Source organism: Achromobacter sp. 77, assembly GCF_020541125.1.
GTDB lineage: Bacteria > Pseudomonadota > Gammaproteobacteria > Burkholderiales > Burkholderiaceae_B > Achromobacter > Achromobacter mucicolens.
This window is the reverse complement of record NZ_CP059848.1, coordinates 114,719-137,670: the sequence shown is the minus strand read 5'-3', so window position 1 is coordinate 137,670 and position 22,952 is coordinate 114,719. Positions and strand designations below refer to the sequence as shown.

Sequence of the window (22,952 nt, the reverse complement as noted above, 5' to 3'; positions counted from 1 at the left end):
GAGCGCACGATGCCGCGCGTACGCAACCCGTGCAGACTACCATTCGGCGCCGGGCCGCGCCTAGCCTTGCGCGGCATTTGGTAAACGGCTTTAGGAGCGCAACAAGAAAGCGACAGGCTAATGAGAATGAGTATGCGTGCGTGAGGCCTTGCACACTCGGGGACGGATTGGCGCGGCTTTGCGATGCGCGTCACGCCGAATGGGGCGCGCGCATGCCGGGACTTTGTGCGCGGGATGCGCATTGATGGTGTGCGATCCCTCCCTGCCAGCGCAACGCGCGCCCGTTGCATATCAGCAACCGCAGCGGGCCGCATTGACCGCCCTCAATATTGACCGCTCTCAACTTACGCGGTGCGCCGCGTCGCGAGCCAGATGCCAAACGCGATGGGAACGATGCCCAGCAGGTCCAGCCACGAAACGGGCTCGCGCAGCACCACCCATCCGAAGAGCAGGCCCAATGGCGGCATCAGAAAATGCAGCGCGCTCGCCGAGGTGGCGCTGGCGCGGCCCAGGATCATGAACCACAGGTAATACCCGCCCATGGACACCGCCACGATCATGTAGGCCATGCTCCAGATCAGGCTCGTGGTCAGGCGCGCATCGCCCAGGCTTTCGGTGGCCAGCGCAAATGGCAGCAGCGCCGCGGCGCCGGCCAGCGATTGAATGCCGGTCGACGTCCACAGACCGGAAGTGGGCTTGAGCCGCTTGTAGAGCAGCGTGCCGGCCACCAGCGCCACCAGACCACCCGTGACGAGCAGCGTCCCGTGCAGGTCTTCCTGCATGCCGGTCAAACGCGACCGCAACACCAGCGCAACACCCGTCAGGCCCAGGCACAGCCCGAGCATTTTGCGCCAGCTCAGCCGCTCGCCCAGCATTGGCCCGGCCAGCACGCCGACGAGCAGCGGATTCGTACTGATGAGCACCGCCGTGAACGCGGATGACACCGTGGTCATCCCCGACCAGCTCAGGCCCAGATACAGCGCGTTGTTGAGCACCCCCAGCAGCACCAGCGCCGCCAGGTCGCGGCCCGAAGGCAGCTTCCAGCGACCGCTGGCCGCTGCCAGCCCCAGCATCAGCGCGCCCGCAATCAGGAAACGGATCGTCAGCAGTGTGAGCGGCGGACAATCGCGCACCGCGATCTTCGCGGCGGCAAAGGCCGAACTCCACAGAAAGCAGAACGCGGCGATCGGCGCCAGGCTGATGCCAGGGCGGTCGTTCGCGGGCAAGGCGCAAGCAGGGGTGGATAGAGCCTTCATGGCGGATCCGGCAATGTGGGACTGCAACCGCAGTGGCGGCGGGATGCAGGCATTCTCCTCGCGGCCCCATCCATTGACAAACTCTTTATTCGGATCGAAAGTATTTGAAAATCAAATGGCTCGGGGCACCCCATGCTTGATCTCGATCTTTTGCACAGCTTTGTGTCGGTAGTGGATGCCGGCGGATTCACAGCCGCCGGCGAACGCGTGCACCGCAGCCAGTCCACCGTCAGCCAGCAGATCCGCAAGCTTGAAGACACGCTGGAATGCCCGCTGTTTCTGCGCGAGGGCCGCCAGGTCCAGCTAACCGAAGAAGGCGAACGCCTGTTGGGTTACGCGCGCCGGATGCTGGCGTTATCCACTGAGGTCCGTGAAGCCGTCAGCGGCCGCAAGCGCGTGGACGTGATCCGCCTGGGCATTCCGGACGATTTTGCGGTCGACGCGCTGACGGCTGTCGTCGCCCAATTCGCGCGGACACGGCCGGGCGTGCAGTTGTCGGTGCGTTGCGATCTGACCGCAGTCCTGACCCGCAGCCTGGCGCGCGGGGATCTGGACGTGGCGTTGCTCAAGCGTGAGCCGGGTGCGGGCGCGGCGTTGGCGGCATGGCCGGAACGGCTGCACTGGATCGGTAGCGATTCGGTGCAGCTTGCCCTGGGCGCGGAGGCGCCGGTGCCCCTGGTCGCCTTTCCGCAGGGCTGCATCTACCGCAACCGCGCGATCCACGCGCTGGAATCGGCCGGACGGCGCTGGCGCATCGCCTATGAAAGCCCGAACCTGTCGGGGGTGCAGGCCGCCCTGGCCGGCGGCCTGGGCATCGCGCTGCTGGAACGCCGCTGCATCGGCGCCGGCCACCGGATCCTGGACGTGGGCCTGCCCGCGGTGCCGCCTTCGGAATTGGCGTTATGCGTGGCCGGCCCCGCACGTGAACCCGCGCGTCAGCTGGCGATGGATATCAGGGATTTTTGCGAGAAGGAAATGACGCGGCTCGCCGCATGAAGGCAGCGAGCCGGTAAAGACACCAATGCTCAGGCGATGGCGACCAGCGGAATCGGGAAGCTGCTGTTGGCAGCCGGCGTGTCCGATTCGACAAGGGCGGGAGCATTGACCGGAACCGCAATGGAGCGCACGTCGCACACGCTGGAGCAGCGGCCGCCCGGCAGGTATTCGGCGGCGGTTGCCGCGCAGCAGCCGCAGCACGTGGCCACGCCCAGCTCGAACTGCAGGTCGGAAAGCGTCGTCGCGCCGGCGTCCACGCTGGCGCGGACTTGGCGTTCGGTGATGGCATTACATACGCAAATGTACATGCGAATGATTATCGAAAAATATTGATGCCCTGACAAGCCCTTTGCGCAAATAAATTTGCAACCGACCTGTCACGCAAGCCATTGAAAACAGGGACGAATTTGCCGAAGCGCGTCCCTTATTTCAGCGTGCGGAGGCCTGCGCCTTGCGCAGGGCGGCGGGGGCAATCCGCAGCGCTTCGCGGTACTTTGCCACCGTCCGGCGCGCAATCACTATCCCCTGATCGGCCAGTTTTTGCATGATCTGGCTATCCGACAACGGCTTGGCGCGGTTCTCGTCGGCCACCATCTGGCGGATGTAGGTCTGCACCGCGGTAGCCGACGTGGCGTCGCCGCCTTCTGTCGACACGCCCGTTCCAAAGAAGCGCTTGAGCTCCAGCGTGCCGAATGGAGTGAGCATGTACTTCTGTGTTGTGGCCCGGGAAATGGTCGATTCATGCAAACCCAGCTCGCCGGCGATGTCTTTCAGGATGAGCGGACGCATCGCCGCCGGCCCCTGGCTGAAGAAAGCCGTCTGACGCTCGACGATGGCCTGCGACACGCGCAGGATCGTGTCAAAGCGCTGCTCGACGTTGCGGATCATCCATTTGGCCTGCTGCAGCTGGGCCTGAAGGCCGGCGTGGGCGGATTCCTTCTGGTTGCCCAGCATCTGCGCGTACAGCCCATTGATCTGCAGCCGCGGCACCGCGGCGCTATTCAGCGTGGCCTGCCAGCCGCGCCGCGTCTTGCGGACGATGACGTCCGGCACTGCGTACTCGGCCGCCGGCACGGTCCAGGCCCGACCCGGCCGGGGTTCCAGGCGCAAGATCAGCGAATGCGCCGCGCGGAACGTGGTCTCGTCGCAGCCGACGGCCGCACACAGGCGCGCGGCGTTGCCGGTTGCCAACAGCGGCAGGTGCTCGGCGCAGATCCGGCGCGCACAGGCCAGCACGACGGGGTCAGCCGCCTCCGGCAGCAAGGTGAGATCGGGATTGCGCAGTTGCAGTTGCAGGCATTCAGCCATGTCGCGCGCGCCGATGCCCACCGGGTCGAACGATTGCAGAAGCGACAGGGCGGCGCGCAGCTCGTCCATGTCGGGCTCCATTTCGGCAGGGAGCCAACCCAGGATTTCGTCCAGCGGCGAACCCAGGTAGCCGTTTTCGTCCAGTTCGTCGATCAACAGGGACGCCAGCGCGGCATCGCGCGGCGCGGCGCGCGTCAGGGCAAGCTGACCCAGCAGATGTTCGCGCAGCGTGTCCGGCCGCGCCGCCTCGGGCAGGCTGGCGTCGTCGTCGGGATACACCCCGCCCGAGCCAGGCATCTCGTCGATGGCGGTCTCGCGCTCGGCCGCCGGTTCGTCGTCCTGAACCGAAGATTCGCGCTCGGATTCGGCCCGATCCTCCGCCGTCGCCGGCTCGTCCTCGCGATCCAGCAGGGGATTCTCGGCCAGCACTTGCGAGATTTCCGCTTCAAGGTCGAGCGTGGACAACTGCAACAATCGGATCGATTGCTGAAGTTGTGGGGTCAGCGTCAGGTGCTGGCCAGGCCGCAGTTCTAAAATTGGACGGGTCATAGGTACAATATTTTGCATGATGAATCTGACTTCGCCCGCAAGCGTTCGCCAGGACTGCCGATTGATCGGTCAGACCCTGCTCAAACTGGCGCTTCCCCGACTCGTTCTGCGCGCGATCGTCATCGCCGTCGCCCTGGTTGTCTGGTATCTCGTTGCCACGTGGATACTGGATTTCGGCAAGCGCATGAACTATGACTTTCTGCACACGCTGGGCCAGCCGACCATGGACATGGCGCAGCGGATCAACCCCTATCTCTGGTGGGTGGTTGCCGGCATCTGGACGCTGATCGTCTTCTTCTCGGTGCGCGCGTGGTTCTACGCCAGCCTGGCTTCCGGCGCCGCGACGCCCGTTGGCACGGACACGCTGGCCGAACTGGCGCCGAACCTGTCCGAGGAATCGCTGGGCGTGCTGCGCTGGACGTGGGGCGACCGCCAGGAACCCTTCACCGTCGGCGACCTGCGCCGCTCGCTGTACGAGCTGCGCCACAACCGCGTCGGCAAGATCGACATGGTGGCCGACCAGGCCCGGATTCTTGAAGGCGGCGCCAACCGGCCGACCCGCGATCCTCGGGATGACGGCCGCCGCGGTGACGACCGCCGCGTTGATCCCCGGGTTGACGGTCCGCGCGAACCGCGTGGCGATCGTTACGTCGAACCCCGCATCGGCCCTGCTCGTTAATTTCACTTATCTAAATTCGACATGAGGCCGCCGCAAGGCGGCCTTGCTGTTTGCGCCGCCAATCCGCGGCAACGTCCGCGATCGACCGAGAAAACAGCCACAAGCTCCCGGATCAAGCGCCCTTACCGAGCTGCCCGCGATCCCGCGCAAACGCCCGCACCGCGATCCGTCCCTCGCTTTTTCCGTTTGCGCTTCCCGAAAAAGTGTGTTTGACTAGCACCCTATGGCCGCTCACCGCACCCCCTTCGCGATTGCCACCGGACGCTCCGCCGCTCCGGTCGCCGGCCTGCGCGCTCGTACCTCCTTCATCGCGCTATCGCTATTGCTACCGATCGGTTGCCGGGCCTAGTGTCCCCGTGGTAGCTCGGCAGCCACGCTTGCCACACGCGATTTTCCCCTTTTATCTCTGAATCCTGCCGTCCACCACGGCAACCCCTGGCACAAGACCGTCATCCGGTCGCGATGCCGACGAGCGCCAAGCGCGCCGGGATTCACAAGAAACCGATCGAGGTGTAGTGATGATGCTTGCCAACCCCGCCACCAAATACGTCCCCTTCGCGCCCTTTGCCCGCGATTTTTCCGAACGCACCTGGCCCAGCCGCCGCATCACCAAGGCGCCGATCTGGATGAGCACGGACCTGCGCGACGGCAACCAGGCGTTGATCGAGCCGATGAGCGTGGAACGCAAGGTCCGCTTCTTCGAGCAGCTCGTGAAGATCGGCTTCAAGGAAATCGAAGTGGGCTTTCCGTCCGCGTCGCAGACCGACTTCGATTTCGTGCGCAAGCTCATCGACGAAAAACGCATTCCCGACGACGTGACCATCATCGTGCTGACCCAGTCGCGCGAAGACCTGATCAGCCGCACCGTGGAAGCCGCCGCCGGCGCCAAGCAGGCCATCGTCCACATGTACAACGCCTGCGCGCCCGCCTTCCGCAAGGTGGTGTTCAACATGTCCAAGGACGAGATCAAGAACATCGCCACGACCGGCACGCGCCTCATCAAGCAGTACACATCGCAACGCCCCGAAACGAAGTGGGGCTACGAATACTCGCCCGAGGTCTTCAGCACGACCGAACCCGAATTCGCGCTGGAAGTGTCCAACGCCGTGGCCGACGTCTGGCAGCCCACGCCCGACGCCAAGATGGTGCTGAACCTGCCCGCCACGATCGAAGCCACCACGCCCAACCTGTACGCCGACCAGATCGAGTGGATGCACAAGAACCTGGCCCGTCGCGACAGCATCGTGCTCAGCGTCCACCCGCACAATGACCGTGGCACCGCTGTTGCCGCCGCCGAATTCGCGGTGATGGCTGGCGCCGACCGCATCGAGGGTTGTCTCTTTGGCAGCGGCGAGCGCACCGGCAACGTCGACCTCGTTACGCTGGCCCTGAACCTCTACACGCAAGGCGTGCATCCCGGCCTGGACTTCTCGGACATCGACGAAGTGCGCCGCTGCGCCGAATACTGCAACCAGTTGCCCGTCCATCCGCGCCATCCGTACGCGGGCGACCTCGTCTTTACCGCATTCTCGGGCTCGCACCAGGACGCCATCAAGAAGGGCTTTGCATTGCAGAAGCCGGACGCAGTCTGGGAAGTGCCTTACTTGCCGATCGACCCCGCCGACCTCGGCCGCAGCTACGACGCCGTGATCCGCGTGAACAGCCAGTCGGGCAAGGGCGGCGTGTCGTACCTGCTTGAGCAGGAACACGGCCTGGTGTTGCCGCGCCGCCTGCAGATCGAATTCAGCCGCGCCATCCAGCGCGTCACGGACGAGACCGGCCGCGAAGTCACCGCCGACGACGTGCACACGATCTTCAACCGCGAATACCTTGAGCAAAAGGCGCCGTGGAAGCTGATCCGCCATCGCATCGACGGCGATCCGTCGGCCGGCGAAGGCCAGCACTTCAGCATCGAAGCCGAACTTGAATTCAACGGCGAGCGCCGTGTGGTGCGCGGCAAGGGCGACGGCGCGATTTCCGCCTTCGTGGCCGCGCTGGACGTGCCGGTTCGCATCATGGACTACCACGAGCACGCCATCGGCACCGGCACCGGCACGCGCGCCGCGTCCTACGTCGAACTGCGCGTCGGCGAATCCGCCACGGGCTTTGGCGTGGGCATCGACCGCGACATCGTGACGGCGTCGTTCCAGGCCGTGCTGAGCGCCGTGAACCGCCACATCAATTCGGGCGCCGTCACCGCCGAACAGGAAACCGCCGAAGCCGTGTGATCCACGACCAGGCCTGAAGCCCCCGACGACGGGGCACAAAATGAAGCCCGCCTTATCCGGCGGGCTTTTTCATTGCGTGTGATCCGTCTTTGAAGGGCAAGGTCAAGCACGGTGTGGCAAGGTGTCTGACACCCTTGGGAGGCCGGCTTCGGTGTAGCGCGGTGTCTGACACCCTTGGGAGGCCGGCTTGGCATGACGACGATTTCGCCAGGGTGTCAGACACCCATCCGAGACGTAAATCCGCAAGGCATGCCGTGAATTCAGCCGCGCGGCCACATGTCCGACGCGCCGATGTCCGGCGCCGTGGCGGCCAGCAGGCGCGCGTGGATCCACGCGCCGATGGCGAGCAGGCGATGGTCTTCATGACGCGCGCCGACCAATTGCAGTCCGACGGGCAGACCCTGCGGGCCGGTGGCGAACGGCAGGTTCAGGCAAGGCAGGCCAAACAGCGTCCACGCGCGCGAGAACTGCGGATCGCCCGTGCCGAGGTCGGCGAAAGGCGCCTCGCCGCTGGCGCTGGGCGCAAGCAGCACGTCGTACTGCTGGAACCACGAATCGACCCGCGCACGCGATTCGGCAGCGCGCGCGAGGTTCTTGATGTGCTGTTCGGCGCTGATCTGCGCGCCGGCCTCCAGAATGGCCTGCAGCTTGGAACCGAGCTGCGCGGCATGCTCCAGCCGTTCATAGGCAAGCGCCTGCGAGGCCTCGAACGCCATGATGTCCGAATGCAGTTGCACCAGCACGCAATGCTCTGGCGGCAGCGGCACTTCCTCGACCTTGGCGCCCGCGCGCGACAGGATCGCCGCGGCCTGCGCGAACGCCTCCTTGGTTTCGGGCTGCGCGTGGCGCCACTGCAAGCTGCGGTACATGCCCACGCGCGGCGCGTCGTGATAGGACAGGTCCAGCACGCGCGGATCGCGCATCAGGACCGACGAGAACAACGCCACGTCTTCCACGGACCGCGCAAAGCCGCCCAGGGTGTCCAGCGACTCGGCCAGGCTCTTCACGCCCGCGCGCGGGATCCGTCCAAAGGTGGGCTTGAAGCCGACAACGCCGCAGTAGGAGGCCGGCCGGATGATGGAACCGGCCGTCTGCGACCCCAGCGCGAAGGGCACCATATCGTCCGCCACGGCAGCCGCCGAGCCGCTGGACGAGCCGCCGGGCGTATAGGCCTCGTTGCGCGGATTGCGGGTGGGACCGGCCTGGTAGGTCGCGAATTCGGTGGTGACGGTCTTGCCGATGACCAGGGCGCCAGCGCCGCGGCACAGCGCCACCGAGGCGGCGTCCAGGCCGGGACGGTGCCGGTCGTAAATGGGGGACCCGTAGCGGGTGGGCAGATCGACGGTGTCGAACAGGTCTTTCACGCCGATGGGCAGGCCGTGCAGCGGGCCGCGCAACGCGCCTTTGTCGAGGGCTTCGGCCTGGTCGAGCGCAGCCTGTTTTTGCAGGGCCGTCCAGGCATGGACGGTGCTTTCGCGCTGTTCGATGCGCGCAAAGCAGGCGCGCACCAATTGCACTGCGGTCAATTCGCGCCGTTGCAGCTTGTGCGCGGCTTGGACCGCGCCCAGTCTGTTCAAGGCAATAGACATGATTCATTCCTCTTTGCCGGTGCCGCGACAAGCGCGGATGATCCTTCGCACCCGGTCCCCTTGACCGAGGGTATGCCGGACATGCCCACCGCCCATTCAAGCAAGCGCCATGCCCGCACACACCGACCCTGCCATTGTGCGCTTCGCGTCAATTGGGAAAAACACCGAAAACGCCGGGTTTTCCGCGAACACACGCGCCGCGCCGTGGCTTTGTGTTGTTGCGTTCGCACCAGCATAGCGCAAACCCGTGCAATACAAAGGTCATATTCCTCAAGTAAGATGAAATCGTTTTCAGCAAACTTGCAGCGATTCATTCATGGCCACGCGCCCGTCGCCCCGCTTTTCCATCATCGAAGTGGCTCGCAAGGCAGGCGTCTCGCCGGCGACGGTGTCGCGCGCGTTCAACCAGCCCGAGATCGTGCATCCCGACACGCTGGCGCACATCCGCAACATCGCCAAGCGCGCGGGCTTCCGTCCCAACCGCGTCGGCCGCAGCCTGCGTTCGGGCAGCACCCGCACCATCGGGCTGATCCTGCCCACGCTGTCCAATCCCGTGTTCGCGGAGTGTTTTGAAGGCGCGGAACGGCGCGCTCGCGAATCGGGCTACAGCGTCATGCTGACCGCCACCGGCTACGACCCCGCGGTGGAATCGGCCGCGGTGCAGGGACTGATCGACCATCAGGTCGATGGCCTCATCCTGACCGTGGCCGACGTGGGCAAAAGCGCCACCCTGGACGACCTGGACCGCAGCGGCATTCCCTATGTGCTGGTCTACAACGAATCGAACGACCATCCCTTTGCCTCCGTCGACAATCGCGCCGCGGCAAGCGACATGGTCGCGCATCTGGCGGCGATGGGGCACAAGCGCATCGCGCTGGTGACCGGCCCGCTGACGGCGTCGGACCGCGCCCGCCGCCGCCTGATGGGCGCACGCGCCAGCGCCAAGAAGCTGGGCCTGGACGCGATCCAGCATATCTCCATGAGTTCGCACACGGGCAGCGACGTGGACGCGCTGAAGGCCGCGTTGCGCGGCAAGCAGGCGCCCACGGCGCTTTTCTGCTCGAACGACCTGCTGGCCACCGCCGTCATCGCCGATCTGGTGGGGCTGGGGCTGTCCGTGCCGGCCGACATCTCGGTGTGCGGATTTGACGGCATGCGCTTTGGCGCCCTGCTGACGCCGCCGCTGACCACCGTCGCGCAGCCCAGCGACGGCATCGGGCAGACGGCCTGCTCCAACCTGCTGGCGCAGATTCATGGCCAGCCGCCGCAATCGAACCGCCTGCCGCACTGCATCGTCGTGGGCGGCACCGCGGCGTCCGTGCGCCGCTAGCGCTGCCCGCATAACAATCCAACCATTTCCAGATTTCCACGCGCCATGCTCATCGCTCAGATCACCGACCTTCACATGCGCACCCCGGGAGACAAGGCCTACGGCGTCATCGATCCGGCCGCGTTCCTGGCGCCGGCGGTTCGCGCCCTCAATGCCCTGACGCCGCGGCCCGATTGCGTGCTGATCACCGGCGACCTGACGGACCTGGGCAAGCCCATCGAATACCAGACGCTGCGCGAACACCTGCAGGCGCTGGAGATTCCGTATTTCCTGATGCCCGGCAATCACGACGATCGCGCGCAGTTGCGCGCCGCGTTTCCCGACCACGCATACCTGCAGGACGGCGGACCGTTCGTCCAGTACGCCATCGAGACCTATCCGCTGCGCCTGTTGGCGCTGGACACCGTCGTGCCGATGAAGAGCCACGGCGAACTGTGCCAGACGCGCCTGGACTGGCTGGCCGAACGCCTGGCCGAACAGCCCGGCCGGCCCACGCTGGTGCTGATGCACCACCCGCCGTTCTTGACCGGCATCGAGCACATGGACGACATCGGCCTTCTGGCCGGCGCGCCCGAGCTGGAGCGCATCGTTGCCCGCTACCCCAACGTGGAGCGCGTGCTTTGCGGCCACCTGCACCGCACGATCTTCCAGCGCTTTGGCGGCACCATCGCCTCGACCTGTCCGGGCACGGCGCATCAGCTTGCGCTGGAGCTGGGTCCGCGCCCCACGCTGCAATACATCATGGAACCGCCCGGCTACCAGCTGCATTGGTGGCAAGGCGGCAATCTGGTCACGCACCACGCCGTTCTGGGGGATTACCCCGGGCCGTATCCCTTCGGCTGACGTCCGGGACCAGGAAACGCGCATTGCCACATATCCGTCATGTTTGCGCTGCACAATGAAAAGGTTTTCATAACAGGCAACAATGCGGATCTAACAATTAGATCTACGAGACAGCATGTCATCCATCGTTCTGGATAACCTCACCAAACAGTACGCCGGCGCGGCGGCGATTCAAGGCGTGAGCTTCACGGTTCCGGCCGGCAGCTTCACCGTCCTGCTCGGTCCGTCCGGTTGCGGCAAGTCGACGACGCTGCGCATGATCGCCGGCCTGGATACGCCCACCTCGGGCAGCATCCGCATCGGCGACCGCGACGTCACGCAATTGCCGCCGGCCAAGCGGCGCATTTCCATGGTGTTCCAGTCGTACGCGTTGTTTCCGCACCTGACGGTGCGCGAGAACATCCTGTTCGGCCTGAAGGTGCGCAAGGAGCCCGCCAAGGACTTTGACCGGCGCCTGCAGCGCGTGGCCAGTCTGCTGGGCCTGACTCACCTCCTGGACCGCAAGCCGTCGCAATTGTCGGGCGGGCAGCAACAGCGCGTGGCGCTGGGGCGCGCCGTGATCTCCGAGGCGCCGGTCTGCCTGATGGACGAACCCCTTTCCAACCTGGACGCGCAGCTGCGCCACGAAATGCGCCGCGAGATCCGCGCGCTGCAGCAGAGCCTGGGCATCACGATGGTCTACGTGACGCACGACCAGACAGAAGCCATGAGCATGGCCGACCAGGTGGTGCTGCTGCGCGGCGGCCAGATCGAACAGCACGACACGCCCGACGGGCTGTATGCGCGGCCCGCCAGCGAGTTCGCGGCGCGCTTCATCGGCACGCCGCCCATGAACCTGATCAACCTGGCGCAGCAAGCAGGCGGCACGGTGATCGCCGGCACGCAAGGCCCGGTCATCGCAAACGCCCCGGCTGGCGCCGTGAAGCTTGGCGTGCGCCCGGAACATATCCGCATCGATGGCGACGGCATCGCCGCCACCGTGGAAAGCGTCGAGTACTTCGGCGCGGACTCCATCGTGGTGTGCCGCATCGGCGACACGAGCGGCGTGGCCGTGCGGGTCGGCGGCCACCTGCGCGCCAGCGCCGGCGAGCCGCTGCGCCTGTCCTGGCCGGACGGGCAACAGCATTTCTTTGCCGCCGATTCGGCGGTCATCAACACCGACGGGCGCTAAAACAAATAGCCCACACAGGAAAGGAAACACACCATGCGACGCATCGTACTCAAGACCCTGGCCGCCAGCCTGGCCGCCGCCTGCCTGTCTCTGCCTGTGCAGGCGCAGAACAAGCCCGTCGAGGTCGAGTTCTACTACCCGGTTGCCGTCGGCGGCCCGATCACCAAAATCGTTGACGACATGGTGGCGGACTTCCAGAAGGAAAACCCCAACATCAAGATCAAGCCGATCTATGCCGGTTCGTACCAGGACTCCATCGCCAAGGCGCTGACCGCGCTCAAGGGCGGCACCCCGCCGCAGCTCGCGGTGCTGCTGTCCACCGACATGTTCACGCTGATCGACGAGGACGCCATCGTCCCGATCGACGGCCTGGCCAAGACCGACGCCGACAAGAAGTGGCTGGGCGGCTTCTATGACGCCTTCATGCAGAACAGCCGCACCGGCGGCCACACCTGGGGCGTGCCGTTCCAGCGTTCGACGATCGTCATGTACTACAACAAGGATCTCTTCAAGGCCGCTGGCCTGGATCCCGAAAAGCCGCCCAAGACCTGGGCGGAGCTGGTCGAATACGGCAAGAAGCTGACCAAGCAGGACGCCTCGGGCAACACCACGCAGTGGGGCATCGAGATTCCGTCGGGCGGCGCGTTCGCTTACTGGCTGTTCCAGGCGCTGACCACGCCCAACGGCGCGATCCTGATGAACGAAGCCGGCAACGAGGTCTACCTGGACAAGCCGGCGGTGGTCGAAGCGGCCCAGTTCTGGCGCGACCTGTCTGCCAAGCACAAGATCATGCCGACCGGCACGATCGACTGGGGCACCACGCCCAAGGACTTCCTGGAAAAGAAGGCCGCCATGGTGTGGACCACCACCGGCAACCTGACCAACATCCGCAAGAACGCCGACTTCCCGTTTGGCGTGGCGATGATGCCGCAGCAAAAGCGCGGCGGCAGCCCCACGGGCGGCGGCAACTTCTACATCTTCAAGAGCGGCACGCCGGAGCAGCAGGCAGCGGCGCTGAAGTTCGCGCAGTGGGCCACCACGCCCGAGCGCGCGGCCGACTGGAGCATCGCCACGGGCTACGTGGCCGTGACGCCGGCCGCCTGGGAAACCGAGAAGATGAAGAAGTACGCGCAGGAAGTGCCGGCCGCCACGGTCGCGCGCGACCAGCTGGAAGTCAGCGTCGCCGAATTCTCCACGCATGAGAACCAGCGCGTCACCAAGACCCTGAACGACGCCCTGCAGGCGGCGCTGACGGGTTCGAAGACGCCGCAGCAGGCCCTGACCGACGCGCAGCGCGAGTCCGATCGCATACTGCGTTCCTACAAGTAAACGACCCCAAGCACGATGAGCCGCTCTTTGAATGCGCTTTATGGCTGGCTGCTTCTGCTGCCAGCCATCGTGCTGCTCGCCGCCTTCACGCATTACCCGGCGGTGGCGACGCTCTGGCACAGCTTTTTCTCCACGCCCAAGGGTGCGCGTCCGGCCCGCTTCGTCGGGCTGGAGAACTACGCCGTCATGCGCGACGATCCGGTGTTCTGGCAGTCGCTCTGGAACAACCTGTGGTTCGCGTTGGGCACCATTCCCACTTCGATCGGCATCGCGCTGATCATGGCCCTGTGGGTGAACCGCAACCTTGCCGGCCGCGGTTTTCTGCGTATGGCGTATTTCACGCCGACGGTGCTGCCCATGGTGGCGGTCGCCAACATCTGGCTGTTCTTCTACACGCCGCAGTACGGGCTGATCGCGCAGGTGATGGGCTGGTTCGGATCGCCCGGTCCCAACTGGCTGGGCAACCGCGAGACTGCGCTGCCCGCGCTGATGCTGGTGACCGTGTGGAAGGAATCCGGCTTTTTCATGATCTTCTATCTGGCGGCGTTGCAGACGGTGTCGCCGTCGCTGCGTGAAGCGGCCATGCTGGAAGGCGCATCGCGCTGGCAGTACTTCCGGCGCGTGCTGTGGCCGCTCTTGATGCCGACGACGCTTTTCGTGCTGATCAATGCGCTGATCAACGCGTTCCGGCTGGTCGACCATGTGGTGGTGATGACGCGCGGCGGCCCCGACAACGCCAGCACGCTGCTTCTCTACTACATCTACCAGGTGGGATTCAGCTTCTGGGACACGGCCTACGCCGCGACCCTGACCGTCGTGTTGCTGGTGGTGCTGGCGCTGACCGCGCTGATCAAGTTCCGCTGGCTGGACCGCAGGACGCACTACCAATGAGAGACAAGCTTGATACCCTGGGCGCCTGGGCGCTGGGCCTGTTGTGGATCCTGCCGCTGGCGTACGCCATGTGGGCGGCCTTCCATCCGCCCGCCTACGCAACGCGTTTTGACCTTTTTGCGCCGCTGACGCTGGACAACTTCGTGCGTGCCTGGAATGCGGCGCCGTTTCCGCGCTACTTCCTGAACACGTTCGTGCTGGTCACGATGGTGCTGGCCGCGCAGCTCGTGCTGTCGACGCTGGCCGGCTACGCGTTTGCGCGCTTCGAGTTCCGCGGCCGCGACTTCGTTTTCATGCTGGTGCTGCTGCAGCTGATGATCATGCCGGACGTGCTGCTGGTGGAGAACTACCGGTCGATGAGCTTGCTGGGCGTGCGCGACACGGTGTTTGCCATCGGCCTGCCGTACTTCGCGTCGGCCTTCGGCATCTTCCTGTTGCGCCAGACCTTCAAGACGGTTCCGCGCGAACTCGAGGAAGCGGCCCGCATGGAAGGCGCGAACCCGCTGCAGGTGCTCTGGAAGGTGTACGTGCCGCTCGCCAAGCCGATCTATGTGGCCTACGGGCTGGTGTCGGTCAGCCATCACTGGAACAACTTCCTGTGGCCGCTGATCATCACCAACTCGGTCGAGTCCCGGCCGCTGACGGTCGGCCTGCAGGTGTTCTCGTCCACGGACCAGGGCATCGACTGGTCCGTGATCACCGCCGCGACCCTGATGTCGGCCGCGCCGCTGTTGATCGCGTTCCTGCTGTTCCAGCGCCAGTTCGTGCAGTCGTTCATGCGGGCGGGGATCCGCTAAGGACCGCCAGCCGGATGCGCCGCAAAAAAAACCCCGCTCATGAACTGACCCCCGAAAGTTGGACTTTGATCCAACCTTCGGGGGTTTTTGCATGGCGAAGTACGACGAGCAGTTCAAGCTGGACGTTGTCCGGCGGTATCTGTCTGAACAGCAAAGTTGCGCGAAAGTGGCGCGGGAGGTCGGCGTGGACTATTCGTTGCTGCGGCGATGGGTGGCTGTCTACCAACTGCATGGACAGGGTGGTTTAGTTAGGCCGCGCAAGCGATATTCGGCGCAATTCAAGTTTGAGGTGTTGAAGCGCATCGAGCAGGACGGCTTGTCGGACAGGCAGGCGGTGGCGGTTTACAACTTGGGCGATTCCGGGATCATCGGCAAATGGCGTCGTGGGTATGATGAGGGCGGAATGGGCGCATTGGAGCCCAGACGTCGAGACAGCCCCGCCATGCCACACAAGTATCCACCCGAGCCAACACCCAAGGACATGACAGAGAAGCAGTTGCGCGAAGAGAACGCGTACCTGCGAGCGGAGCTCGATTACCTAAAAAAACTCGATGCCTTGATCCAAGCGGAACGGACCGAAGCGCTGGTGAAAAAGCGCAAATGGTCCAAGGGTTGAGGCATCGTCATCCGCTGGCGCTATTGCTCAGAGCAGCCAAGCTGTCGCGCAGCACGTTCTATTACCACCTGAAGGCGCTTGGTGCCGTGGACCCGTACGCCAAGCTCAAGCAGCACATCAACGCGGTCTATGCGCTGCACAAGGGCCGCTATGGCTACCGCCGGATCACGGCCGTGCTGCGCCAAGCGGGTGAGCTGGTGAATCACAAGACGGTGCAGAAGCTGATGCAGGCGCTGGGCTTGAAGTCGCTCGTGCGCGCCAAGAAGTACCGCTCCTACCGGGGCCAGTCACACCACGTGACGGCCAACGTGTTGGCGCGCGACTTCGAGGCAGCCCGTCCGAACGAGAAGTGGGTCACCGACGTGACCGAGTTCAACGTGCGCGGCGAGAAGCTGTACCTGTCGCCGGTGATGGACCTGTTCAACGGCGAGATCGTGGCTTACGAGACCAGCCGCCGGCCGGTGTTCAAGCTTGTGGGCAGCATGTTAAAGAAGGCGCTGGCGCGGCTGCGGCCGGCGGAGCGTCCCGTGCTGCACTCCGACCAGGGTTGGCAATACCAGCAGCCTATCTACCGGCAGATGCTTGCGGCCCGGTCAGTGACGCAGAGCATGTCACGCAAGGGCAACTGCCTGGACAACCCCGCCATGGAAAGCTTCTTCGGCACGCTCAAGGCAGAGTTCTTCCACCTCAACCGCTTCGAGAGCATCGAGCAGTTGCAGGCCGGCATCCGGCAGTACATCCGTTACTACAATCACGATCGCATCAAGCTCAAGCTAAAAGGCCTGAGCCCGGTGCAATACCGAGCTCAGGCCTTCGGGCTTTAGTCGACCGTCCAACTTCTGGGGGTCAGTTCATCAGGCGGGGTTTCTCGTTGGATGGGGCGGCGTTTCAGTACCCCACAGTCAGGCCCGGCAGGTCCACTGTGATGCGCGGACGCTCCAGCGCCAGCGCCAGGTGCTCGGCAAATTCGCGAGCTTCCTTTTCGTCGGTGGACAGCGTGTCGTAGCCCAGCGCGTCGGCCACACCCAGCACCTTGTCCAGCAACAGGACCTTGCCGCTGGGGCGCAGCGGCTCGCAGCCCAGGGTTTCCCAGGCGCTGTCGAACCAGTCGCGTGCATCGGCCTGGCGTTGCGGGGAGGGCTCGACGTTCGCGGACAGGTCCAGCGAACGGCGGGGGTCGAAAACGATGGTGATGTCGCTGCGCATGGGAAAAACTCCGTCAGAAGGCGTCAGGCCAACAGGGTAGGCAAAAAACGCCGGACAGATTGTCCGTCCGGCGACATATCCTTACCAGCCCCGCGACACTTCCCAGGTGACTTCGGCGCCCGCGGCTTGCGACTGGCGCATCATGTCCAGCAGCGGAAAGGCGCGTTCCTTCAGGCCCACCATGCGCGCCATCGGAGCGACGGCCGGCTTGTCGTCGTCTTCCTCGTCCTGGCCTTCGTGGGCGTGCTGGTACTCGTCGATCGCGCGTTCGATGCCGCTGATGGCCGGTCCCAGTTGCTCGACGGTGAAGACGCCGCGTTCGGGGATCTTGTCGCCGACGGACTTGCCGGCCGCCTGCAGCAGGGGCCCGGCGTGGTCGGTCAGCATCAGGACTTCGGCCACGACCTTGGAGTGAAAAGTGATCAGCATATTCTGGTCTCCCACAATGATTACCTTAGCTACGTACACTACCGCAACGTCCCCATGATGCCAACTGGCGCCCCCAAATCAACTATGATTCAGGGGTTTCCCGTGACAGCAGGCGCCGCGCCGGCCCTGATTCCGGCATGCGCGCGCCGACTTGCCGGCCACCCGCCGGACGGCACCGTGCCCCGCGCCCGTCGGCGCGACGCGGATCGCCGGCAGGCCGCAAGCGCCGTGCCGCCATCGTCACTCACCCAGAACCACGCCAGACGCCCATGCTCCTCGAGCAACAGAAACAGCTAATCTCCCTGATCCAGGCCGCCGTCGCGCAAAGCCTGCCCGACGCCCAGCCCAACGTGCTGCTGGAGCGCCCCAAGGTTGCCGCCCACGGCGACGTCGCCACCAACGTGGCCATGCAGCTTGCCAAGCCTGCCCGACGCAATCCCCGCGAACTGGCCCAGGGCATCGTGGACGCCGTGATGGCCAATCCCGACGCCGCCGCGCTGGTCGAGAGCGCCGAAGTGGCCGGTCCCGGCTTCATCAACCTGCGCATCACCCCGGCCGCGCGCCAGGCCGTGATCGCCGCGGTGGCCCAGCAGGGCGAGGCCTACGGGCGCGCCCCGCGCCTGGGCGAAAAGATCCTGGTCGAATTCGTGTCGGCCAACCCCACCGGACCGCTGCACGTGGGCCATGCCCGCCAGGCCGCGCTGGGCGACGCGCTGTGCCGCCTGTACGACGCCGTCGGCTGGGACGTCACCCGCGAGTTCTACTACAACGACGCTGGCAACCAGATCCAGAACCTGGCGATCAGCGTGCAGGCCCGCGCCCGCGGCCTGACCACCGATTCTCCCGACTGGCCCGAAGACGGCTACAAGGGCGACTACATCGCCGATATCGCCCGCGACTTCCAGGACGGCAAGACCATCCAGGCGTCCGACGGCGAGCCCGTCACCGCCACGGGCAACATCGACAACCTGGACGACATCCGCGCCTTCGCCGTGGCCTACCTGCGCCGCGAACAGGACCTGGACCTGCAGGCGTTCGGCCTGGCGTTCGACAACTACTACCTCGAAAGCTCGCTCTACACGTCCGGCCGCGTCGAAGCGACGGTCAAGGCGCTGATTGCCGGCGGCCACACCTACGAGGAAGGCGGCGCGCTGTGGCTGCGCACCACCGAACTGGGCACGGGCGACGACAAAGACCGCGTCATGCGTAAAAGCGAGGGCGGCTACACCTATTTCGTCCCGGACGTGGCCTATCACAAGGCCAAATGGGAGCGCGGCTTTCACCGCGCCGTGAACATCCAGGGCAGCGACCACCACGGCACCGTGGCCCGCGTGCGCGCCGGCCTGCAGGCGCTGGAAGAGGGCATCCCGAAGGATTACCCGTCGTACGTCCTGCACAAGATGGTCAAGGTCATGCGCGGCGGCGAAGAGGTCAAGATCTCCAAACGCGCCGGCAGCTACGTGACCATGCGCGACCTGATCGACTGGGTCGGCCGCGACGCGGTGCGCTACTTCCTGATCCAGCGCCGCGCCGACACGGAATTCGTGTTCGACGTGGACCTGGCCCTGTCCAAGAGCGACGAGAACCCGGTCTATTACATCCAGTACGCTCACGCGCGCATCTGCTCGGTCATCAACAACGCCGGCATGCCGGCCGCCGACGTGGCCCAGGCCGACGCCGCGCTGCTGACCGCGCCGACCGAATTCGCGCTGATGCAGCGCCTGGCCGAATTCCCGCAGGTGGTGGCGCTGGCCGCCCAGGACCTGTCGCCGCACCACATTGCGTTCTGGCTGCGCGACTGCGCGTCCGACTTCCACGCCTGGTACAACGCCGAGCGCGTGCTGGTCGACGACACCGCCGTGAAGCTGGCCCGCCTGCGCCTGGCCGCCACCACCCGCCAGGTGCTGGCAAACGGCCTGGCGCTCTTGGGCGTTTCCGCGCCCGAGCGGATGTAACATCGGTTCATGGCCACCAAGCGCAAATCCACCCGCCGTTCCTCCGGCGAAAGCGGCAGCACCCTGTACGGGGCGCTGGCCGGTCTGCTGATCGGGCTGATCGTCGCCGCCGTCGTCGCGTTTTATGTCACCAAGGCGCCCGTTCCCTTCGTGGACCGGGCCAGCCGCCAGGGCGATACGGGCAAGCTGCCCGATCCGCGCTCGGCGCCGGACCCCAACGCGGGCCTCTACGGCCGCGACGGGGCGGCGGGCGCCCCGCCCACCGGTCCCACCGCCACCGCGCCGGCCCCGCTGCCGGGCGCAGGCGCGCCGGGCAAGGGCGACGAAACGCCCGCCAAGCTGGACGACCTGGGCGCGCTGATAGCCACGCTGCCGACTTCCCGGGCGCCGGCCGCTGCCCCGGCAGCGCCCCCCGCCACCGCGTCCGCGCCCACGCCCCTCTCCAAGGCCGCCCCCACGGCCACGGCATCGGCCAAGCCTGCCGCCCCCGCCGCCACGGGCACGTACTACCTGCAAGCGGGCGCCTTCCGCGGCGAAAACGACGCCGAATCGCTCAAGGCGCGCATCATTCTGCTTGGCCTGCCGGTCGCGGTGCAGAAGGCGGAACTGAACGGCAAGCCCATCAATCGCGTCCGCGTCGGCCCGTTTGCCCGCCTGGACGACATGAACCGGGCACGTGGCCGCCTGGGCGAGAACAAGATCGAAACCGCCGTGGTGCGCCAGTAGCGCCACGCGGCGGATCGTTTTGCATTGAACTAATCCGGCCCCGGGCCTGTCTGTAGCCTTTTATTCAGGAACCTCACCCATGCTGTCCCCCAAGCTCATCCGCATCCTGGCAGCCGCCGCGCTGACCGCCACCGCGTTCTTCAGCCCGGCCAGCCACGCGCAAGGCGCCCAGCAGTACGTGCCCATCAACCCGCCGCTGCCGTCGGACACCCCGGGCAAGGTCGAGGTCCTGGAATTCTTTGCCTATTCGTGCCCGCACTGCGCCGCCATGGAACCCATGGTGGAAGACTGGGTCAAGACCGCGCCGTCCGACGTCGTCCTCAAGCAAGTGCCGATCTCCTTCAACGCCGGCATGAAGCCGCTGCAACAGCTGTACTACACGCTGCAGGCCCTGGACCGTCCCGACCTGCACGCCAAGGTCTTCACGGCCATCCACGGCGAGCACAAGCGCCTGTTCGACAAGAAGGCCATGGGCGAGTGGATCGCAACCCAGGGCGTGGACCGCGCCAAGTTCGACTCGGTGTTCGATTCGTTCAGCGTCCAGACCCAGGTGCAGCGCGCCAACCAGCTCGCCGACGCCTACCGCATCGAAGGCACCCCGTCGTTCGCCGTGGGCGGCAAGTTCATGACCTCGCCGGTCATGGCGGGCAACAGCTACGAAGGCGCCTTGAAGCAGGTGAACGCGCTGATCCCGATGGCGCGCGCCAAGTAATCCGCGCAAGATCCCGCGCAACCGCGGCATCGCAAACGCCCCGAGCCTCTCCGGCCGGGGCGTTTTCATTCAGGCTTCGTTCAGCCGCGTCTCCAGGGGGACGGGCTACACTTTCGCCATAAAAATCGCCGCACGCACGGCATCAAAAGGGTGGAAGACAAATGAAGAAGCACTTCTCGCGCAGCAGCGCAGCGCTGGGCCTGTGCCTGTCGCTCGCAACGGGCCTGGCCCACGCCAACGCCGCCGACGGCGTCAAGATCGGCGTGTTGACCGACATGGCGGGCGTTACCGCCGACGCCACGGGCAAAGGGTCGGTGGAAGCCGCCCGGCTCGCCATCGAAGAGATGGGCGGCACCTTGCTCGGCAAGCCCATCACGCTCGTGTCCGGCGATCACCAGCACCGCCCCGACATCGGCAGCAGCATGGTCCGCAAGTGGTACGACACCGAAGGCGTGGACGTGGTGGTGGACGTGCCCAACTCGTCCGTCGCGCTGGCCGTGCAAGGCATCGCGCGCGAAAAGAAAAAGCTGGTGCTGTTCTCCAGCCCCGGCACCACCGCGCTGACGCAGGCGCAGTGCTCGCCCTACGGCGTGCAGTGGACCTACACCACCTACGCGCTGTCGCGCGGCACCGCCACCGCCGTCGTGAAAGAGGGCGGCAAGCGCTGGTTCATCCTGGCGTCCGATTACGCATTCGGCAAGCAGCTTGCCGCGGACACCGAGACGGTGGTCAAGGCCAACGGCGGAGAAATCGCCGGCACCGTCTTTCATCCGCTCAATGCGCCGGACTTCGCGTCCTTCCTGCTGCAGGCGCAGGGCTCCAAGGCCCAGATCATCGCGATTGCCAACGCGGGCGGCGACACCATCTCGGCCATCAAGCAGGCCGCGGAGTTCGGCATCGGCGGCGCGCAGCAACTGGCCGCGATGCTGCTGCTGTTGACCGACGTGCATAGCCTTGGGCTGGCTGCCGCGCAAAAGACCTACCTGACCGTGCCGTCCTATTGGGACATGAACGACGGCACCCGCGCCTTCACCAAGAAGTTCGAGGCGCGCGTGGGCCGTCCGCCCACCTTCCTGCAGGCCGGCGTCTACAGTTCGGTGCGCCATTACCTCCAGGCAGTGAAGGCGGCTGGCTCAGTCGACGCGGACGCGGTGATGGCCAAGATGAAGTCCATGCCGATCGACGATCCCTTCAGCCTGAACGCGCATATCCGTGCCGATGGACTGGTGGTGCGCGACATGATGCTGGCGCAGGTCAAGACGCCCGAGCAGTCCAAGGCGCCTTGGGACTACTACAACATCGTGCGCACCATCCCCGGCGAGTCGCTGGCATGGCCGCTGTCCGACAGCCAATGCCCGCTGGTCAAGCCATGACGCAGGCGCTGGCGCTGGCCGACTTTGGCAGCTTCTACGCGGGGGGCCGGCGTGTACGCATCGAAGGGCAGCCAAAGCGCGACATCGCCTTCACGCAGTCGGCATCGCTCGCCTACGATCCCAACGGCCTCTATCACTTCGAGCAGGCCTACGTGCAGTTCTTCATCCCCGCGCGTCTGGCGCATCCGCTGCCCATCGTGCTGCTGCACGGCGGCGGGATGACCGGCGCGATGTGGGAACAGACGCCCGATGGGCGGCCCGGCTGGATGCAGCATTTTCTGCGGCAGGGCCATGCGGTCTATGTGGTGGACAACGTGGAGCGCGGGCGCGCAGGGTGGGCGCCGTTTGCGCAGGTCTGGCCCGAGCCGCCCATCATCCGCAACGCCGAGGAAAGCTGGTCGCTGTTCCGGTTTGGCCGCGCGGAGGATTTCGCGGCGCGGCAGGCGTTTGCGGGACAGCGCTTTCCGGTAGACCATTTCGACGACTTCATCCGCCACGCCGTGCCGCGCTGGCTGGGCAACAACGATGCCGCATTGCACGGTTTTTGCGCGGTGCTGGACCGCGTCGGACCGTGCCTGGTGCTGGCGCACAGCCACGGCGGTGAAGTGGCCTACCGGGCGCTCCACGCGCGGCCGGCGCTGGTGCGCGGGGTGATCGGCATCGAGCCGTCCGGGTTTTCCAGCGAGGTTGTCGCCGACTGCGTGGCGGACAAGCCGTTTCTGTTTGTCTATGGCGATTATCTGGATGCCACGCCGCTGTGGGAAAAGCTCGGCGAATCCGGTACCGCCTACGCCGATGCGCTGGCGCGCCACGGCGGGCGGGTGCAGATGTGGCGGCTGGCGGAAATGGGCATTGCAGGCAATTCGCACATGCCCATGATGGACGACAACAGCGACGACATCGCGGCGCGCATCGGCGCGTGGATCCGCGAGACGGCGGAGTGATTGGGCGCGTGGGCCAACGGGGCTG

Annotated in this window: 21 protein-coding genes; 15 read left to right on the top strand and 6 right to left on the bottom strand. The window is 65.7% G+C overall.

What is annotated here, in order from left to right:
- Positions 1-344: 344 nt before the first annotated feature.
- A complete protein-coding gene (locus H4P35_RS00635; protein ID WP_226847691.1) occupies positions 345-1,256 on the bottom strand; it encodes a DMT family transporter in 912 nt (303 codons plus the stop codon).
- Positions 1,257-1,388: 132 nt separating this feature from the next.
- On the opposite strand from H4P35_RS00635, the gene H4P35_RS00630 reads away from it, so the two are divergent.
- Positions 1,389-2,252 (top strand): LysR substrate-binding domain-containing protein, encoded by an 864-nt coding sequence (locus tag H4P35_RS00630; protein WP_226847690.1) that lies wholly within the window; start codon positions 1,389-1,391, stop codon positions 2,250-2,252.
- A gap of 29 nt (positions 2,253-2,281) precedes the next feature.
- On the opposite strand, the gene H4P35_RS00625 is transcribed toward H4P35_RS00630, so the two are convergent.
- Together H4P35_RS00625 and rpoN are read right to left on the bottom strand one after the other, a co-directional pair.
- A complete protein-coding gene (locus H4P35_RS00625) occupies positions 2,282-2,560 on the bottom strand; it encodes a bacterioferritin-associated ferredoxin (RefSeq protein WP_056327752.1) in 279 nt (92 codons plus the stop codon).
- A gap of 121 nt (positions 2,561-2,681) precedes the next feature.
- On the bottom strand, positions 2,682-4,127 hold the full coding sequence (gene rpoN / locus H4P35_RS00620) for an RNA polymerase factor sigma-54 (protein WP_056327751.1): 1,446 nt from the start codon (positions 4,125-4,127) through the stop codon (positions 2,682-2,684).
- Between rpoN and H4P35_RS00615 the strand changes: the two genes are divergently transcribed.
- Entirely contained in the window at positions 4,126-4,788 is a 663-nt protein-coding gene (locus H4P35_RS00615) for a hypothetical protein (RefSeq protein ID WP_180099770.1), read from the top strand. The genes rpoN and H4P35_RS00615 overlap by 2 nt on opposite strands.
- Before the next feature lie 518 nt (positions 4,789-5,306).
- Complete coding sequence (gene leuA, locus H4P35_RS00610; protein ID WP_062840150.1) at positions 5,307-7,016, top strand: 2-isopropylmalate synthase; 1,710 nt, start codon at positions 5,307-5,309, stop codon at positions 7,014-7,016.
- A 260-nt stretch (positions 7,017-7,276) separates the two neighbouring features.
- Here leuA and H4P35_RS00605 read toward each other — a convergent pair whose 3' ends face one another.
- The gene (locus H4P35_RS00605; RefSeq protein ID WP_180099774.1) at positions 7,277-8,605 is read right to left on the bottom strand and encodes an amidase; all 1,329 of its coding nucleotides are present in this window, start codon (positions 8,603-8,605) and stop codon (positions 7,277-7,279) included.
- A 316-nt stretch (positions 8,606-8,921) separates the two neighbouring features.
- Between H4P35_RS00605 and H4P35_RS00600 the strand changes: the two genes are divergently transcribed.
- The 7 genes from H4P35_RS00600 to H4P35_RS00570 all read left to right on the top strand — a co-directional run bounded on the left by H4P35_RS00600 (position 8,922) and on the right by H4P35_RS00570 (position 16,406).
- Complete coding sequence (locus H4P35_RS00600) at positions 8,922-9,935, top strand: LacI family DNA-binding transcriptional regulator (RefSeq protein ID WP_056327747.1); 1,014 nt, start codon at positions 8,922-8,924, stop codon at positions 9,933-9,935.
- Between the two features lie 45 nt (positions 9,936-9,980).
- A complete protein-coding gene (locus H4P35_RS00595) occupies positions 9,981-10,778 on the top strand; it encodes a phosphodiesterase (RefSeq protein ID WP_226847689.1) in 798 nt (265 codons plus the stop codon).
- Between the two features lie 115 nt (positions 10,779-10,893).
- Complete coding sequence (locus H4P35_RS00590; protein ID WP_062840147.1) at positions 10,894-11,949, top strand: ABC transporter ATP-binding protein; 1,056 nt, start codon at positions 10,894-10,896, stop codon at positions 11,947-11,949.
- Positions 11,950-11,982: 33 nt separating this feature from the next.
- The gene (locus tag H4P35_RS00585) at positions 11,983-13,278 is read left to right on the top strand and encodes an ABC transporter substrate-binding protein (RefSeq protein WP_062840146.1); all 1,296 of its coding nucleotides are present in this window, start codon (positions 11,983-11,985) and stop codon (positions 13,276-13,278) included.
- Between the two features lie 15 nt (positions 13,279-13,293).
- Positions 13,294-14,169, top strand: a complete 876-nt coding sequence (locus H4P35_RS00580; protein WP_056327743.1) for a carbohydrate ABC transporter permease — start codon at positions 13,294-13,296, stop codon at positions 14,167-14,169.
- Positions 14,166-14,966 (top strand): carbohydrate ABC transporter permease, encoded by an 801-nt coding sequence (locus H4P35_RS00575; RefSeq protein WP_226847688.1) that lies wholly within the window; start codon positions 14,166-14,168, stop codon positions 14,964-14,966. The genes H4P35_RS00580 and H4P35_RS00575 overlap by 4 nt, the downstream gene beginning before the upstream one ends.
- A 91-nt stretch (positions 14,967-15,057) precedes the next feature.
- Positions 15,058-16,406 (top strand): IS3 family transposase gene (locus H4P35_RS00570; RefSeq protein ID WP_226847687.1). Its coding sequence is split into 2 segments (ribosomal slippage): positions 15,058-15,505 and positions 15,505-16,406, totalling 1,350 coding nucleotides; the frame shifts between segments, so codons are not numbered across the junction.
- Between the two features lie 64 nt (positions 16,407-16,470).
- On the opposite strand, the gene H4P35_RS00565 is transcribed toward H4P35_RS00570, so the two are convergent.
- Positions 16,471-16,788, bottom strand: coding sequence for a hypothetical protein (locus H4P35_RS00565; RefSeq protein ID WP_056327741.1), 318 nt, complete (start codon positions 16,786-16,788; stop codon positions 16,471-16,473).
- Positions 16,789-16,869: 81 nt separating this feature from the next.
- Positions 16,870-17,217, bottom strand: a complete 348-nt coding sequence (locus tag H4P35_RS00560) for a DUF1840 domain-containing protein (RefSeq protein ID WP_056327740.1) — start codon at positions 17,215-17,217, stop codon at positions 16,870-16,872.
- 269 nt (positions 17,218-17,486) lie between these two features.
- Between H4P35_RS00560 and argS the strand changes: the two genes are divergently transcribed.
- The 5 genes from argS (at position 17,487) to H4P35_RS00535 (ending at position 22,927) form a co-directional block, all read left to right on the top strand.
- Positions 17,487-19,172 carry an arginine--tRNA ligase gene (gene argS / locus H4P35_RS00555; protein ID WP_056327739.1) on the top strand — a complete coding sequence of 562 codons (1,686 nt, stop codon included), beginning with the start codon at positions 17,487-17,489 and terminating at the stop codon, positions 19,170-19,172.
- 9 nt (positions 19,173-19,181) lie between these two features.
- Positions 19,182-19,898 carry an SPOR domain-containing protein gene (locus H4P35_RS00550; RefSeq protein ID WP_226847686.1) on the top strand — a complete coding sequence of 239 codons (717 nt, stop codon included), beginning with the start codon at positions 19,182-19,184 and terminating at the stop codon, positions 19,896-19,898.
- 79 nt (positions 19,899-19,977) lie between these two features.
- Positions 19,978-20,610 carry a thiol:disulfide interchange protein DsbA/DsbL gene (locus tag H4P35_RS00545; RefSeq protein WP_226847685.1) on the top strand — a complete coding sequence of 211 codons (633 nt, stop codon included), beginning with the start codon at positions 19,978-19,980 and terminating at the stop codon, positions 20,608-20,610.
- Positions 20,611-20,771: 161 nt separating this feature from the next.
- Positions 20,772-21,983 carry an ABC transporter substrate-binding protein gene (locus H4P35_RS00540; protein WP_175156337.1) on the top strand — a complete coding sequence of 404 codons (1,212 nt, stop codon included), beginning with the start codon at positions 20,772-20,774 and terminating at the stop codon, positions 21,981-21,983.
- Positions 21,962-22,927 carry an alpha/beta fold hydrolase gene (locus H4P35_RS00535; RefSeq protein ID WP_226847684.1) on the top strand — a complete coding sequence of 322 codons (966 nt, stop codon included), beginning with the start codon at positions 21,962-21,964 and terminating at the stop codon, positions 22,925-22,927. The genes H4P35_RS00540 and H4P35_RS00535 overlap by 22 nt, the downstream gene beginning before the upstream one ends.
- Positions 22,928-22,952: the final 25 nt, after the last annotated feature.

Coding starts and splice junctions, on each gene's coding strand:
- H4P35_RS00635 (WP_226847691.1), bottom strand. CDS start 1,256: ATGAAGGCTCTATCCACCCCTGCTTGCGCCTTGCCCGCGAACGACCGC.
- H4P35_RS00630 (WP_226847690.1), top strand. CDS start 1,389: ATGCTTGATCTCGATCTTTTGCACAGCTTTGTGTCGGTAGTGGATGCC.
- H4P35_RS00625 (WP_056327752.1), bottom strand. CDS start 2,560: ATGTACATTTGCGTATGTAATGCCATCACCGAACGCCAAGTCCGCGCC.
- H4P35_RS00615 (WP_180099770.1), top strand. CDS start 4,126: ATGATGAATCTGACTTCGCCCGCAAGCGTTCGCCAGGACTGCCGATTG.
- rpoN (WP_056327751.1), bottom strand. CDS start 4,127: ATGCAAAATATTGTACCTATGACCCGTCCAATTTTAGAACTGCGGCCT.
- leuA (WP_062840150.1), top strand. CDS start 5,307: ATGATGCTTGCCAACCCCGCCACCAAATACGTCCCCTTCGCGCCCTTT.
- H4P35_RS00605 (WP_180099774.1), bottom strand. CDS start 8,605: ATGTCTATTGCCTTGAACAGACTGGGCGCGGTCCAAGCCGCGCACAAG.
- H4P35_RS00600 (WP_056327747.1), top strand. CDS start 8,922: ATGGCCACGCGCCCGTCGCCCCGCTTTTCCATCATCGAAGTGGCTCGC.
- H4P35_RS00595 (WP_226847689.1), top strand. CDS start 9,981: ATGCTCATCGCTCAGATCACCGACCTTCACATGCGCACCCCGGGAGAC.
- H4P35_RS00590 (WP_062840147.1), top strand. CDS start 10,894: ATGTCATCCATCGTTCTGGATAACCTCACCAAACAGTACGCCGGCGCG.
- H4P35_RS00585 (WP_062840146.1), top strand. CDS start 11,983: ATGCGACGCATCGTACTCAAGACCCTGGCCGCCAGCCTGGCCGCCGCC.
- H4P35_RS00580 (WP_056327743.1), top strand. CDS start 13,294: ATGAGCCGCTCTTTGAATGCGCTTTATGGCTGGCTGCTTCTGCTGCCA.
- H4P35_RS00575 (WP_226847688.1), top strand. CDS start 14,166: ATGAGAGACAAGCTTGATACCCTGGGCGCCTGGGCGCTGGGCCTGTTG.
- H4P35_RS00565 (WP_056327741.1), bottom strand. CDS start 16,788: ATGCGCAGCGACATCACCATCGTTTTCGACCCCCGCCGTTCGCTGGAC.
- H4P35_RS00560 (WP_056327740.1), bottom strand. CDS start 17,217: ATGCTGATCACTTTTCACTCCAAGGTCGTGGCCGAAGTCCTGATGCTG.
- argS (WP_056327739.1), top strand. CDS start 17,487: ATGCTCCTCGAGCAACAGAAACAGCTAATCTCCCTGATCCAGGCCGCC.
- H4P35_RS00550 (WP_226847686.1), top strand. CDS start 19,182: ATGGCCACCAAGCGCAAATCCACCCGCCGTTCCTCCGGCGAAAGCGGC.
- H4P35_RS00545 (WP_226847685.1), top strand. CDS start 19,978: ATGCTGTCCCCCAAGCTCATCCGCATCCTGGCAGCCGCCGCGCTGACC.
- H4P35_RS00540 (WP_175156337.1), top strand. CDS start 20,772: ATGAAGAAGCACTTCTCGCGCAGCAGCGCAGCGCTGGGCCTGTGCCTG.
- H4P35_RS00535 (WP_226847684.1), top strand. CDS start 21,962: ATGCCCGCTGGTCAAGCCATGACGCAGGCGCTGGCGCTGGCCGACTTT.